This window comes from Pseudomonas sp. S1_G07, from assembly GCF_054668565.1.
In genome coordinates this window covers 1,066,275-1,080,127 of record NZ_CP162778.1, presented here as the reverse complement: position 1 = coordinate 1,080,127, position 13,853 = coordinate 1,066,275, and the positions used below count along the sequence as shown (strand labels likewise).

The 13,853-nt window shown below is 62.2% G+C and carries 14 protein-coding genes; 7 read left to right on the top strand and 7 right to left on the bottom strand.

What is annotated here, in order from left to right:
- Positions 1–98: 98 nt before the first annotated feature.
- A complete protein-coding gene (locus AB4O05_RS05040; RefSeq protein ID WP_460132543.1) occupies positions 99–1,667 on the top strand; it encodes a SulP family inorganic anion transporter in 1,569 nt (522 codons plus the stop codon).
- A gap of 266 nt (positions 1,668–1,933) precedes the next feature.
- Here the strand turns inward: AB4O05_RS05040 and aroE are convergent, their stop codons facing one another.
- Together aroE and hemF are read right to left on the bottom strand one after the other, a co-directional pair.
- Positions 1,934–2,755 carry a shikimate dehydrogenase gene (aroE, locus tag AB4O05_RS05035; protein ID WP_460132544.1) on the bottom strand — a complete coding sequence of 274 codons (822 nt, stop codon included), beginning with the start codon at positions 2,753–2,755 and terminating at the stop codon, positions 1,934–1,936.
- Positions 2,755–3,687 (bottom strand): oxygen-dependent coproporphyrinogen oxidase, encoded by a 933-nt coding sequence (gene hemF / locus AB4O05_RS05030; RefSeq protein ID WP_460132546.1) that lies wholly within the window; start codon positions 3,685–3,687, stop codon positions 2,755–2,757. Before hemF ends, aroE begins: the two co-directional genes overlap by 1 nt.
- Positions 3,688–3,863: 176 nt before the next feature.
- On the opposite strand from hemF, the gene AB4O05_RS05025 reads away from it, so the two are divergent.
- Complete coding sequence (locus AB4O05_RS05025) at positions 3,864–4,841, top strand: quinone oxidoreductase family protein (RefSeq protein ID WP_460132548.1); 978 nt, start codon at positions 3,864–3,866, stop codon at positions 4,839–4,841.
- Between the two features lie 104 nt (positions 4,842–4,945).
- On the opposite strand, the gene AB4O05_RS05020 is transcribed toward AB4O05_RS05025, so the two are convergent.
- The 3 genes from AB4O05_RS05020 to AB4O05_RS05010 are packed head-to-tail and all read right to left on the bottom strand — an operon-like array spanning position 4,946 to position 7,491.
- The gene (locus AB4O05_RS05020) at positions 4,946–5,503 is read right to left on the bottom strand and encodes an L-threonylcarbamoyladenylate synthase type 1 TsaC (RefSeq protein ID WP_248083236.1); all 558 of its coding nucleotides are present in this window, start codon (positions 5,501–5,503) and stop codon (positions 4,946–4,948) included.
- 54 nt (positions 5,504–5,557) lie between these two features.
- Positions 5,558–6,652, bottom strand: coding sequence for a DNA-processing protein DprA (gene dprA, locus AB4O05_RS05015; RefSeq protein WP_460132551.1), 1,095 nt, complete (start codon positions 6,650–6,652; stop codon positions 5,558–5,560).
- A 59-nt stretch (positions 6,653–6,711) separates the two neighbouring features.
- Positions 6,712–7,491 (bottom strand): peptidoglycan-binding protein, encoded by a 780-nt coding sequence (locus AB4O05_RS05010; protein WP_460132552.1) that lies wholly within the window; start codon positions 7,489–7,491, stop codon positions 6,712–6,714.
- A 135-nt stretch (positions 7,492–7,626) separates the two neighbouring features.
- On the opposite strand from AB4O05_RS05010, the gene def reads away from it, so the two are divergent.
- The 5 genes from def to AB4O05_RS04985 all read left to right on the top strand — a co-directional run bounded on the left by def (position 7,627) and on the right by AB4O05_RS04985 (position 12,189).
- A complete protein-coding gene (gene def, locus AB4O05_RS05005) occupies positions 7,627–8,133 on the top strand; it encodes a peptide deformylase (RefSeq protein WP_460164844.1) in 507 nt (168 codons plus the stop codon).
- Positions 8,134–8,202: 69 nt separating this feature from the next.
- Positions 8,203–9,156: a methionyl-tRNA formyltransferase gene (gene fmt, locus AB4O05_RS05000; protein ID WP_460132554.1), complete on the top strand. Its 954-nt coding sequence runs from the start codon at positions 8,203–8,205 to the stop codon at positions 9,154–9,156.
- Positions 9,153–10,463, top strand: coding sequence for a 16S rRNA (cytosine(967)-C(5))-methyltransferase RsmB (gene rsmB / locus AB4O05_RS04995; RefSeq protein ID WP_460132555.1), 1,311 nt, complete (start codon positions 9,153–9,155; stop codon positions 10,461–10,463). Before fmt ends, rsmB begins: the two co-directional genes overlap by 4 nt.
- A gap of 22 nt (positions 10,464–10,485) precedes the next feature.
- Positions 10,486–11,859, top strand: coding sequence for a Trk system potassium transporter TrkA (trkA, locus tag AB4O05_RS04990; RefSeq protein WP_460132557.1), 1,374 nt, complete (start codon positions 10,486–10,488; stop codon positions 11,857–11,859).
- An 18-nt stretch (positions 11,860–11,877) separates the two neighbouring features.
- Entirely contained in the window at positions 11,878–12,189 is a 312-nt protein-coding gene (locus tag AB4O05_RS04985; protein ID WP_460132559.1) for a hypothetical protein, read from the top strand.
- A 136-nt stretch (positions 12,190–12,325) separates the two neighbouring features.
- Here the strand turns inward: AB4O05_RS04985 and AB4O05_RS04980 are convergent, their stop codons facing one another.
- Both AB4O05_RS04980 and AB4O05_RS04975 read right to left on the bottom strand, forming a co-directional pair.
- Entirely contained in the window at positions 12,326–13,213 is an 888-nt protein-coding gene (locus AB4O05_RS04980) for a lysophospholipid acyltransferase (protein WP_460132561.1), read from the bottom strand.
- 40 nt (positions 13,214–13,253) lie between these two features.
- Positions 13,254–13,811 carry a DNA-3-methyladenine glycosylase I gene (locus tag AB4O05_RS04975; protein ID WP_460132562.1) on the bottom strand — a complete coding sequence of 186 codons (558 nt, stop codon included), beginning with the start codon at positions 13,809–13,811 and terminating at the stop codon, positions 13,254–13,256.
- Between the last annotated feature and the right edge of the window lie 42 nt (positions 13,812–13,853).

The following is a 13,853-nucleotide window of genomic DNA, read 5'->3' as shown; positions in this document are numbered from 1 at the left end:
ACTGACGGACCGAGTCGTCTGCATCGCAGGCAAGCCAACGCACACAAGGATTTGTACGTACTGATACCCTGAGCCAAACCTTTCAAACCGAGTTTGCGATGCCCCGGCCCAACCGCCACACACTCTTTCCTTTCCTGGACTGGCTGCCACGCCAAACCCGCGCCAGTGTCGGCCGGGATGCGATGGTCGGCCTCAGCGGCGCCGTGCTCGCCTTGCCGCAGTCGATTGCCTACGCGCTGATCGCCGGTCTCCCACCGGAATACGGCCTGTACGCCGCAATCATCCCGGTGCTGATCGCTTGTCTGTGGGGTTCATCCTGGCACCTGATCTGCGGCCCCACGGCGGCAATTTCCATCGTGCTTTACGCCAGTGTCAGCCCGCTGGCCATGCCGGGCTCACAGGATTACATCACCTTGATCCTGTTGCTCACGTTGCTCGCCGGGGTATTCCAGTGGTTGCTGGGCATGCTGCGCTTCGGCGCGCTGGTGAATTTCGTCTCCCATTCGGTGGTACTCGGTTTCACTCTCGGGGCTGCCGTGGTAATCGCCCTGGGGCAGTTGCCCAACCTGCTGGGGCTGGATTTGCCGAGCCAGGCCACCGCCATCAATAGCCTGCTGACCTTGATCGACCATAGCAAAGAGTGGGACCACGCCTCGCTGGCGCTGGGCCTGGGCACGTTACTGGTGGGCGCATTGCTCAAGTACCTGATGCCACGGTGGCCGACGCTGCTGATTGCCCTGGCATTGGGCAGCCTGGTCGCATGGCTGTGGCCGGCGATGTTCGGGCATGTGGCGCGGGTCAGTTGGTTTATCGGCAAACTGCCGCCGTTCAGCCCGCTGCCATTGGACCTGGACATGATCCTGCGCCTGCTCCCGAGTGCCGTGGCGGTGGGCATGCTGGGGCTGGTGACCAGCCTGTCGATTGCCCGCTCGCTGTCGGCTCGCTCGCAGCAATTGCTCGACGCGAATCAGGAAGTGCGTGCGCAGGGATTGTCCAACATCGTTGGAGGATTCTTCTCTGGGTACTTGTCAGCCGGTTCCTTTACCCGCTCCGGTCTCAGCTATGAAGCGGGCGCCTGCTCGCCATTGGCGGGGGTGTTTTCCGCACTCTGGGTGGCGCTGTTTGCCCTGTTTGGCGCGGCGCTGATCGCGCATATTCCGATCCCGAGCATGGCCGCAAGCATCCTGCTGATTTGCTGGGGCCTGGTGGATCATCGCGGTATTCGCGCGTTGTTCCGGGTCAGCCACGCCGAGTTTGCAGTGATGAGCCTGACGTGTGTCGCCACACTCTTGCTGGAGCTGCAAACGGCGATCTATGCGGGGGTGCTGGCGTCGCTGTTTTTCTACCTCAAGCGCACCTCGCAACCACGGGTTCAGCAATGGCGGGATGGCGAAGAGGATGTACTGCGGGTGGGCGGCTCGATTTTTTTTGGCGCCAGCCATTACCTGCAAGTGCGCCTGCAAAGTCTGCAGGGCGAACGGGTGGTGATCGAAGCGCAGCAGATCAACTTTATCGACTATTCCGGGGTGGAGATGCTGCACCAGGAAGCGCGTCGGTTGAGGGCTTTGGGACGCAGCCTGACGTTGCGCCGGGCCCGGCCACACGTGGTTGAGGAACTGAAAAAACTGGAAGGGCCCGACAAGTGCCCCCTCCACTTCGAAGACTGAACGCGATTAACACGTTGGGAGGCCCCATTACCTCTTCGCGTAGAGCTGTCGCGTAGCAAGCCCGATCTCTGTGGCGAGCGGGCTTGCCCCGCGTTGGGCTGCGCAGCAGCCCCAAGAACAGGCGCAGAGGAGTGCCTGATACAGCGCATTCGTCTTCATTAGGGGCGCTTCGCACCCCAACGCGGGCGGTGCGACGATTCGACAAGCCCGCTCGCCACAGAAATGCGGTTGACTGAAAGTGCCATGCAAGAATTCAGGGTGAAGTTTTAGTTTGATAAGAGCCGGCGAAGCTCAGCCAACACCGGCGCCGACTCCGGGCGCACGCCGCGCCACAGGTAGAACGCTTCGGCCGCTTGCTCCACGAGCATGCCCAGGCCATCCATCGCCACTGCGGCGCCGTGTTCAGTGGCCCAGCGGCAGAACGCGGTCGGCTCCTTGGCATACATCATGTCGTAGCAGAACGTCTTGCCCGGTTCGATCAGGCTGCCGGCAATCGGCGGTACATCGCCTGCCAGGCTGGCGGAGGTAGCGTTGATGATCACGTCCACCGGCTCACGCAGCCAGTCGAAGCCGCTGGCGGACACCGGGCCGAGGTCGTCGAACAGCTCGGCAAGCATTTCGGCCTTTTCCACGGTGCGGTTGGCGATGATCAGCGAAGAAGGCTGCTCAGCCAGCAACGGCTCCAGCGCACCGCGCACCGCACCACCGGCACCCAGCAACAGGATGCGTTTGCCGTGCAGGCTCAACCCGGCGTTCACCGTGAGGTCGCGCACCAGGCCCGCGCCATCGGTGTTATCGCCCAGCAAGGTGCCATCGGCCAACTTACTCAGGGTGTTCACCGCGCCCGCGCGTTGAGCGCGCTCGGTGAGGGTGTTGGCCAGGCGATAAGCCTCCTCCTTGAACGGCACGGTGACATTGGCGCCACGGCCTTGTCGGAAAAACTCGCGGGCACAGCCGGTAAAATCTTCCAGCGGCGCGAGCAAGGTGCTGTAGTCCAACTGTTCGCCGGTCTGCTCGGCAAACATGCGGTGGATCAGCGGCGACTTGCTGTGGCCAATGGGGTTGCCGAACACCACATAGCGATCCATCAGACAGCCGCCTTGGGCGCTGCCACGCCGAGCCAGTCGCGGTCCTGCAGGAAGTAATCGGTGAGGCGCGCTTCTTCACTGCCGGCTTCGGCCTTCCAGTCGTAGCTCCAGCGCACTTGCGGCGGCAGCGACATCAGGATCGACTCGGTACGCCCGCCCGATTGCAGGCCGAACAGGGTGCCACGGTCATATACCAGGTTGAATTCAACGTAGCGGCCGCGACGAAACTCCTGGAACTGGCGCTGTTGTTCGGTGTAGGCGGTGGCCTTGCGGCGCTGCATGATTGGCAGATAGGCGTCGATGCAGGCGTCGCCGATGGCACGGATAAAGGCGAAGCAGGTGTCGAAGCCCCACTCGTTCAAGTCATCGAAGAACAAGCCGCCAATGCCACGCGGCTCATTGCGGTGCTTGATATGGAAGTAGGTGTCGCACCACGCTTTGTAGCGTGCATAAACGTCCGGGCCGAACGGTGCACAAGCCTGCTCGGCTACGCGGTGCCAGTGGATACAGTCTTCTTCGTTGCCGTAGTAGGGCGTGAGGTCGAAGCCGCCACCGAACCACCATACCGGCTCTTCGCCGTCTTTTTCGGCGATGAAAAACCGCACGTTGGCGTGGGAAGTTGGCACGTGCGGGTTGTGCGGATGGATCACCAGCGACACGCCGAGCGCTTCAAACCCGCGACCGGCCAGCTCAGGGCGGTGCGCACTGGCGGACGGTGGGAGACCACTGCCAAACACGTGGGAAAAGTTGACGCCGCCTTTTTCGATCACCGAACCGTTTTCAATTACACGGGTACGGCCGCCACCGCCAGCAGGCCGGGTCCAGGCGTCTTCAATAAAGCGAGTGTCCGTCTCGAAGGTTTCCAGGGCACTGCAAATGCGGTCTTGCAGGTCAAGCAGATAGGCTTTTACAGCCTCGGTGCGGGTAGTCATGGCATCACCTTGAATCGGGCAAAGCTACGCGAGGCCATGCGGCGTCGGCGGCAAATGGGCGCACAGGATACCACCGTGCTCCCATCGCACCGCACTCAGGTGCGCCGCAGTTGACGAAGATCAAGCTTAGGAGTCCGATAGGGGGCTACGCGAATTCGATCTCAGGAGAAGTGCAGATGGCCAAACGTATCCAGTTCAGAGCCCATGGCGGCCCCGAAGTACTTGAATATGTGGACTACACACCGGCGCAGCCGGGCCCGCAGCAGGTTCGGGTGCGTAACGAAGCCATTGGCCTGAATTTCATCGACACCTACTACCGCAGCGGGCTGTATGCGCCGCCGGCCTTGCCATCGGGATTGGGCGCCGAAGGCGCCGGCGTGGTAGAGGCGGTGGGCAGCGAGGTCACCCAGTTCAAGGTCGGCGACCGCGTGGCCTATGGCAGCGGCCCACTCGGTGCCTACAGCGAGCTGCACGTATTGCCTGCCGCCAACCTGGTGCACCTGCCGGCCGAGATCAGCTTCGAACAGGCCGCCGGGGCCATGCTCAAGGGCCTGACCGTGCAGTACCTGCTGCGCCAGACCTATGAGTTGAAGGGCGGCGAGACCATCCTGTTCCATGCCGCCGCTGGTGGCGTAGGCTCCCTGGCCTGCCAATGGGCCAAGGCTCTGGGCGTCAAGTTGATCGGTACCGTGAGCTCGCCGGAAAAAGCCGCCTTGGCCAAGTCCCTCGGTGCCTGGGAAACCATCGACTACAGCAAGGAAAATGTCGCACAGCGCGTGCTGGAATTAACGGACGGCAAAAAGTGCCCAGTGGTGTACGACGGCGTCGGTAAGGACACCTGGCTGACGTCGCTGGACAGCGCGGCACCTCGCGGGCTGGTGGTGAGCTTCGGCAATGCATCGGGTGCGGTGGACGGGGTGAACCTGGGGATTCTGGCGGCGAAGGGCTCGCTGTACGTAACCCGGCCAACCCTGGCGACTTACGCCAACAATTCGGCGAACTTGCAGGCGATGGCGAATGATCTGTTTTCGATGATCACGAGCGGCAAGGTACGGATCGATATCAACCAGCGGTACCCGCTGGCTGAGGCGGCGAAGGCGCAGACGGAGCTGTCGGCGCGGCGCACGACCGGCTCAACCATTCTGCTGCCTTAAGGACACCATGGCGGCAAGCCCGGCTCCCACACTGACCGAGTTGTCATGACAGACACCGATCAAATGTGGGAGCCGGGCTTGCCCGCGATGGCTGCGCCTAGGTCTCAGGAAGGTCGTACCACATCACCCGTCACCAAATCTCGGATCAGGCTCGGATTCTTGCGCCCACCCAGGGCACCACCGAGCACCAGGTCCACCTGGCCACGGAAATATTGCTCCACGCGAATTCGCGTGCGCGCCGCCGGGCGGCCCTGGGGGTTGGCCGAGGTGGAAATCAACGGCCCCACCAACGAGCATAAATCCCGCACCAGCGGGTGATCGCTGACGCGCAGCGCCACCGTGTCGTGCACGCCGGTCACCCACTCGGGGAGCAAATCCTGATGCGGTACCAACCAGGTATTCGGCCCCGGCCAGGTGCTGGCCATGCGCTCGATCCAGGTGTCCGGAAAGTCTTCGAACAGAAAATCGAACTGGCGAATATTGTCCGCCACCAGGATCAGCCCCTTGTCCACCGAGCGATTCTTGATCGCCAGCAGCCGGTCCACTGCTTCTTCGTTCCAAGGGTCGCAGCCCAGGCCCCAGACTGCCTCGGTTGGATAGGCAATCACCGCGCCTGCGCGAATTTCTCGTGCGGCTTCCAGCACACGCCACCTGTTGACCATTGTTCACTCTCCGGACTAAAGCTCTGCGCAGTTTACCGATCTCTGTTACAAAACCTAGCAGCGCGCGAGCCAGCGCCCGCTTTCGCAAATCACCCGGCCTTCAAGCTCCAGCTCCGTGAGCGTCGCCAACACCTGGGACAACGGACGCCCGCTCGCGATCGCCAGGGCTTCGCTGGTGTGCGGCGCCGCAAGCAACAGAGCCACCAGCGGATGGGTCACCGGCAGCGGTGCCGGGCAAGACAACGCCTGCCACCCGCGCAACCCCTCGAGGATATGCTCGATGGTTTCCACCAATACTGCGCCATCGCGAATCAACTGGTGACAACCCTTGGCCCCGGGATGATGGATCGAGCCTGGAATCGCATAGACCTCGCGCCCCTGCTCGGCCGCGAGTTTCGCCGTGATCAGCGAGCCACTGGCCATACTGGCCTCGACCACCAGCACGCCCAGGGACAAGCCACTGATGATGCGGTTGCGTCGGGGGAAGTTGCCGGCCTGGGGCGCGGCGTCCAAGGGGAACTCGGAAACCACCGCACTGCCTTGGGCAATCATCTGCGCCGCGAGACGTCGGTGGCGCTGTGGATAAAAATTTTCCAGGCCGGTGCCGAGTACACCGATTGTATGCCCCCCAACATCCAAAGCTGCCTGATGCGCCGCCCCATCAATACCCAGCGCAAGGCCACTGGTGATGACAAACCCAGCGCCCGCCAGGCTGCGGGAAAAGGCGGCGGCGGTGTCCATGCCAGGGCGCGATGCGCGGCGGCTGCCGACCATCGCCAGTTGTGGTTTTTCCAGAATCAAAGGGTCGCCGGCGACGAATAACAAGGGTGGCGCGTCGTCGATCTGAGCCAGCAGTGCCGGGTACTCAGGCTGGTCCCACATCAGCAAATGCTGGGCCGGGCGCCCCAGCCAGGCCAGTGCATCACTCGCGCCATCACGGATTTCATGACTACGCCGGGCCTCGGCGCTGATGGCTGGCACTCCCAGGGACCGCCAGGCACTGGCGGGGGCGCTGAGGGCTTTGGACGCGCAGCCGAACGCCTCGATCAATAGGCGAAAACGCTTCGGGCCCAGTTCCGGCAGCCTGTGCAAGCGTAGTCGCGCTTCGAGTTCTGACGGGGAAATTTCATGGCTGTTTATCGGATTCATCGGATCATCCTTGACCGGAACAAGCTGTGGATAACTCTGTTGGTAACTTATTTAGCAGGCTATTTATTGTGTTTGACGGCTGTCTCGAAACGGTCCATCACCGCCAGCGGTTGCGAAGCGCTGAGCACCAGGCCGTAACTGAGCTTTTCATAGGTTCGAAACACCAACAGGGTGGCGGCACGCTCATCGGGGAGCGCGAGTGGCTCGCCGGTGAGCACATCTCGCACGGTGGCGCCGGCCTTGATCACTCTCAGCAGTTGGCCTTCGACCAGGCCATCGCGGCGGCCTTTGTTCAGAGTGACGGCGTCGAGCACGCCGATCTGGGTTACACCTTTGGGGACATCGATAATGTGCCCTTCGATAAAGGACCCAGACACGTGGGGTTGCAGGCCTGCCGGCGCAACAGGTGCCTGGGCGCGGAGCAGGCGATCACCAGGGCGCACTTCCTGGGTGATCCGCTGCACGGCCAGGGTGTTGAGGTCGCCAGCGGTCACAAAACGGGCCGTGCCGATGTCGTCGGCGTTGACCCCCATCAGTTCTCGCGTTTGCGGGTCGGTGTAGACCTTGCCTCGGCGAAAAATCCCATAGCTCGGCTGGGTAGGGTCCAGGTCACCCCTGGCGTACACAGGCTCGCCATTGGCGCCCAGCACGCGACCGGCGCCGGCCGCGACGATGTAAGGGGCTGTGTCCAAGTCCTGCGGCGTATCCAGAATGCGGTTATGCAGCAAAAAACGCTGGATGGCCTGTTGCGTCGGTGAATCCAGGCGCTGGCCGGACGGGGCCAGTACGGCCATGGCAAACGGGGCCCAGAGCAGCAAGACGAGTAGCGATTTCCTCATGGGGTGAATCTCCTTTATTATGTGCGTTCGCGTGAAATGCCAAGGCCCTCGCGGCTTTCGGGCATTTCACACCGGCCGCGTGGGTCCATCCCAGCGCCGATTTGCCTCTACCTCACATGTGCAGCAATTACGCTTATGGCTATTTTGAACATCCTCGAATTCCCCGACTCGCGCCTGCGCACGATCGCCAAACCGGTGGCCGTAGTGGACGACAAGGTTCGTCAGTTGGTCGACGACATGTTTGAAACAATGTATGAAGCCCCGGGCATCGGCCTTGCCGCCACCCAGGTCAACGTGCATCAGCGCGTCGTGGTCATGGACCTGTCGGAAGATCGCAGCGAACCACGGGTGTTCATCAACCCCGAGTTCGAACCGCTGACCGAAGAGATGGGCGAATACCAGGAAGGTTGCCTGTCGGTGCCGGAGTTCTACGAAAACGTCGAACGCCCGCTGCGCGTGAAGATCAAGGCGCTGGACCGTGATGGCCAGCCGTACGAGCTGATCGCCGAAGGCCTGCTGGCAGTGTGCATCCAGCACGAATGCGATCACCTCAATGGCAAGCTGTTTGTCGATTACCTGTCCACGCTCAAGCGCGACCGGATCAAGAAGAAGCTGGAAAAAAAGCATCGCCAGCAAGCTTGATGCCCTTCTTCCAAAGGCTTGCCGCGGCAAGCCTTTTTCTTTTGTGACTGTTTTTAACCGAGACCTCCCATGACCGAGCCATTGCGCATTGTTTTTGCCGGCACGCCCGAATTCGCCGCCGAACACCTCAAGGCGCTGCTCGCCAGCCCTTATGACATCGTCGCGGTGTACACCCAACCGGATCGCCCGGCCGGGCGTGGGCAGAAACTGATGCCCAGCCCGGTCAAGCAGTTGGCGCTCGAGCACCACATTCCGGTGCTGCAGCCGCCCACCCTGCGCAATGCCGAGGCCCAGGCCGAACTGGCCGCGCTGAAACCCGACCTGCTGGTGGTGGTGGCCTACGGCCTGATCCTGCCGCAAGGGGTGCTGGACATTCCACGCCTGGGTTGCATCAACAGCCACGCCTCGCTGCTGCCGCGCTGGCGCGGCGCGGCGCCGATCCAGCGCGCCGTGGAGGCGGGCGACAGCGAAAGCGGTGTGACCGTGATGCGCATGGAGGCAGGCCTGGATACCGGCCCGATGCTGCTCAAGGCCATCACCCCGATCAGCGCCACCGATACCGGCGGCAGCCTGCACGACCGCCTGGCCGAGATGGGCCCGCCGGCAGTGATCCAGGCCATCGCCGGCCTCGCTGCCGGCACCCTGGAAGGCGAAGTGCAAGACGACAGCCTGGCCACCTACGCCCACAAATTGAACAAAGACGAAGCGCGCGTCGACTGGAGCCGCCCGGCCGTGGAGCTGGAACGCCTGGTGCGCGCCTTCAACCCGTGGCCGATCTGCCACAGCACCCTCAACGGCGAAGCCTTGAAAGTGCTGGCTGCCACCTTGACCGACGGCAAGGGCGCACCGGGCGAGATCATCGGCGCCAGCAAGGACGGCCTGCTGGTCGCCTGCGGTGAACAGGCGCTGTGCCTGACACGTCTGCAATTGCCCGGTGGCAAGGCGCTGAATTTCAGCGATCTGTTCAACAGCCGTCGTGAGAAATTTGCCCTGGGCACGATCCTCGGGGTGACCGCTCAATGAACCCACGTCTGGCCGCCGCCAAGGCGCTCGCCGCCGTACTCAACGGTAAGGCGTCGCTGAACAGTTCGCTGCCCACGCAGTTGGACAAGGTCGAAGACCGCGATCGCGGTTTCACCCAGGACCTGGCCTTTGGCACCGCCCGTTGGCAACCACGCTTGTCCGCCCTGGCGGCCAAGCTGTTGCAAAAACCGTTCAAGGCGGCGGATGCGGATGTGCAGGCGTTGCTGCTGGTGGGTCTCTATCAACTGCTCTACACCCGCGTACCGGCCCACGCCGCCATCGGTGAAACCGTCGGTTGCGCCGACAAACTGAAAAAGCCCTGGGCCAAGGCCCTGTTCAACGCCGTGCTGCGTCGCGCCCAGCGTGAAAGCGAAGCACTGCTGGCCGAGCTGGAACATGACCCGGTGGTGCGCACCGCCCACCCACGCTGGCTGCAAAAATCCCTCAAGGCGTTCTGGCCCGAGCAATGGGAAGCCATTTGCGCGGCCAACAATGCGCACCCGCCGATGATCCTGCGGGTCAACCGTCGCCATCACCGCCGTGACGCCTACCTGCAGTTGCTGACGACCGCGGGCATCAACGCCACGCCCTGTGTGTACAGCCGCGACGGCATCGTGCTCGAAGCCGCCGTCGATGTGCGCAGCCTGCCGGGCTTTGCCGAAGGTTGGATCAGCGTGCAGGATGAAGCTGCGCAGCTGGCGGCCGACTTGCTCGACCTGGCCCCCGGTCAACGGGTACTGGACGCCTGTTGCGCACCGGGCGGTAAAACCTGCCACATTCTGGAGGTCGAAAAAGACCTCGCCGGCGTAGTCGCCGTCGACCTGGAAGCCAAGCGCCTGGTGCGCGTGCGGGAAAACCTCGCACGCCTGGGCCTGAACGCCGAACTGATCGCCGCCGACGGACGTGACACCGCCACCTGGTGGGACGGCACGCCATTCCAGCGCATCCTGCTCGACGCCCCGTGTTCGGCCACCGGCGTGATCCGCCGCCACCCGGATATCAAACTCACCCGCCAAGCCGACGACATCGCTGCCCTGGCCGTGCTGCAAGGCGAACTGCTCGATGCGATGTGGCCGACCCTGGAAGTCGGCGGCATCCTGCTCTACGCCACCTGCTCAACGTTGCCCACCGAGAACACCGAAGTCATCGAAGCCTTCCTCGCCCGCACCAGCGGCGCACGGGAACTGGACCTCGCCACGGACGCCGGCATCAAGCAGCCCCACGGCCGCCAACTACTCGCGCAACAAGGCGGGCATGATGGTTTCTATTACGCCAAACTGATCAAGATCGCCGCCACGCGCGGCTGAATGGGTTTAAGGGAGTGACCGGATGAAAATCATCATCCTTGGTGCAGGGCAAGTGGGCGGCACACTGGCCGAACATTTGGCCAGCGAAGCGAATGACATCACCGTGGTCGACACCGACAGTGAGCGCTTGCGCGACCTCGGTGACCGCCTGGACATCCGCACCGTACAGGGCCGCGCATCCTTTCCGACGGTGCTGCGCCAGGCCGGTGCCGATGACGCCGACATGCTGGTGGCCGTGACCAACAGCGACGAAACCAACATGGTCGCCTGCCAGGTCGCCCACACCCTGTTCCACACCCCCACCAAGATTGCCCGGGTGCGTGAGGCCGCCTACCTGACGCGCGCCGGCCTGTTCGACAATGACGCGATTCCTGTAGACGTGCTGATCAGCCCGGAACAAGTGGTGACCCACTACATCAAGCGTCTGATCGAAATTCCCGGTGCCTTGCAGGTAATCGACTTCGCCGGCGGCAAAGCGCAATTGGTGGCGGTGAAGGCCTACTATGGCGGGCCGTTGGTGGGCCAGCAGCTCAAGCAACTGCGCGAGCACATTCCGAATGTGGAGATGCGCGTGGCAGCGATCTTCCGCCGTGACCGGCCGATCCTGCCCCAGGGCGACACGGTGATCGAAGCCGACGACGAAGTATTTTTCATCGCGGCCAAGGCCAATATTCGTGCGGTGATGAGCGAAATGCGCCAGCTCGATGAGAACTACAAGCGCATCGTCATCGCTGGCGGCGGCCAGATTGGCGAACGCCTGGCCGAAGCGATCGAGAGCCGCTACCAGGTGAAGATCATCGAGATGAACCCGACGCGCTGCCGGCATTTATCCGACACTCTCGACAGCACGGTGGTCCTGCAAGGCAGCGCCTCGGACCGAGACCTGCTGCTGGAAGAGAACATCGCCGATGCCGATGTTTTCCTGGCCCTGACCAACGATGACGAAGCCAACATCATGTCCTCGCTGCTGGCCAAGCGGCTGGGGGCGAAAAAGGTGATGACCATCATCAACAACCCGGCCTATGTCGACCTGATCCAGGGCGGCGACATTGACATTGCAATCAGCCCGCAACTGGCCACCATCGGCACCTTGCTCGCCCACGTACGCCGTGGCGATATCGTCAGCGTGCACTCCCTGCGCCGGGGCGCGGCGGAAGCCATCGAGGCAATCGCCCACGGTGATGCGAAATCGAGCAAGGTGATCGGCAAGGCCATCTGCGACATCGGCTTGCCACCGGGCACCACCATTGGCGCGATCATTCGAGATGAGGAAGTGATCATTGCCCACGACGACACGATGATCGCCGCCGGTGACCATGTGATCCTGTTCCTGGTGGATAAAAAACATATTCGCGATGTGGAGAAACTGTTCCACGTGGGGTTGAGCTTTTTCTGATCAAACGGAGTTTTTGAAATGCTCGAATCCCTGGAAAAGATGCTGGCCAAGGGTGTGGATAACTCACTGCTGCGCTTTGGCCTGGGCAAGGGTTATCTGGATTTGAAGGACAACGCCCAGGCGGCCGAGCATTTGCGCAAATGCGTCGAGTTCGATCCGAAGTATTCGGCGGCGTGGAAGTTGTTGGGCAAGGCGCATCTGGGGCTGGGTGATCAGGCCGCTGCACGGGTGGCGTGGGAGAAGGGCATCGAAGTGGCCCAGGCCCACGGCGACAAACAGGCTGAAAAAGAGATGACTGTGTTCCTGAAAAAACTCGACCGCCAAGCCTGAATGAAGATCAAAAATGTGGGAGCGGGCTTGCTCGCGAATGCGCTATGTCAGATACATATTCAGTGACTGACACTCTGCATTCGCGAGCAAGCCCGCTCCCACATTGGTTTTGCATCGACCTTGAGTCAATGCTGAATCAGTACCACCGCTCTTCACCCGGCGGGCGTTTCTTGAAGCGCTTCATGCTCCACATGTACTGGCTCGGGTAGGCGCCGACATAACGCTCCACCACCTTGCTCATCGCCGCGCAGGAGGTGGCGGTGTCGGTGCTGTACATGTCTTCGGGCGCCGCTTCCAGGATCACTTTGTAACCTGAACCATCCGGCAGGCGCAGGGCATGCAGGAACACGCCCACTGCCTTGTGGCCCGCCAGCATGTTCGGCACGAACTTGCTGGTCAACGCCTGGGTGGCAAAGAACGGCACAAAGACCCCGGCGGACTCGGCCGGCTCCGGATCGGCCGGAATACCTACCTGGCCGCCCTTGCGCACTTCCTTGATCACACTGAGGATGCCTTCCTTGGTCGACGCGGCCACGCGGTTACCCAGTTGCACGCGTTGCTTGCGCAGCAATTCATCCACCGCCTTGAGCTTGGGCGGGCGATAGAAAATGATCGGTTTGCACTGGCTGCAATAGAAGTGGTTCAACACCTCCCAGTTGCCCAGGTGGCTGGTGATGCCGACCACGCCTTTGCCCGAGGCCAGTGCTTCGTGCAGCACTTCCAGACCTTCAACTTCACGCACCAGGTCGATAGAGCGCTGGGCCGGCCAGATCCAGGCGCAGGCGCTTTCGGTCAGGGACTTGCCGATGTCCTTCAGGCTCTGGCCAACCAGGCGCTCGCGCGCGGCGGGGTCCATGTCCGGAAAGCATTTTGAGAGGTTGATCCGCACCGTTTCACGGGAGCGGTTGGGGGTTTTCCACATGATCCAGCCGATGGCCGAACCCACGGCTTGCACCGCGCGCCAGGGCAGCAGGGCAAACAACCGAAGAGCGCCTACCAGCAAGGCGCCTTTAAACTTTTCCACAGGTCACTCCTGATCGTGTGTGGTGCGCAAAGCCGCCATTCTAACCGGCGTTGGCCAGGTCCGCGTAACGGTCGCAGTCCTGAGTGTGGTCCATGACCATGCCCGAGGCCTGCATGAACGCGTAGCAAATGGTCGGCCCGACAAAGGTGAAGCCGGCTTTTTTCAAGGCTCGGCTCATGGCTTCGGCTTGCGGGGTAATCGCCGGGACTTCGCTGCGGTCCTTGAAATGATTGACCTGGGGCACGCCACCGACAAATGACCAGAGCAACCCCACCGGGTCCTCCAGCGCCAGCCAGGCCTCGGCGTTGCGGCGGGTGGCCTTGAGTTTGAGGCGGTTGCGCACGATGCCGGGATCGAGCATCAGCGCTTCGATATCTTCATCGGTCAGTTGGGCCAAACGCCGCGCATCAAAACCAAACAAGACCTTTCGATAATGCTCGCGTTTGCGTAAAACGGTGATCCAGGACAGGCCCGCCTGGAACCCTTCGAGCAAAAGTAACTCGAACAAACCCTGCGCATCGCGCAGCGGTGTTCCCCACTCCTGATCGTGATAAGCCATGTACAGCGGATCTTCAGAACACCAAAAGCAGCGTGGCATAAGGCTCCAGGGGATGGTGGCGCGGCCGAATCGGGTATACTC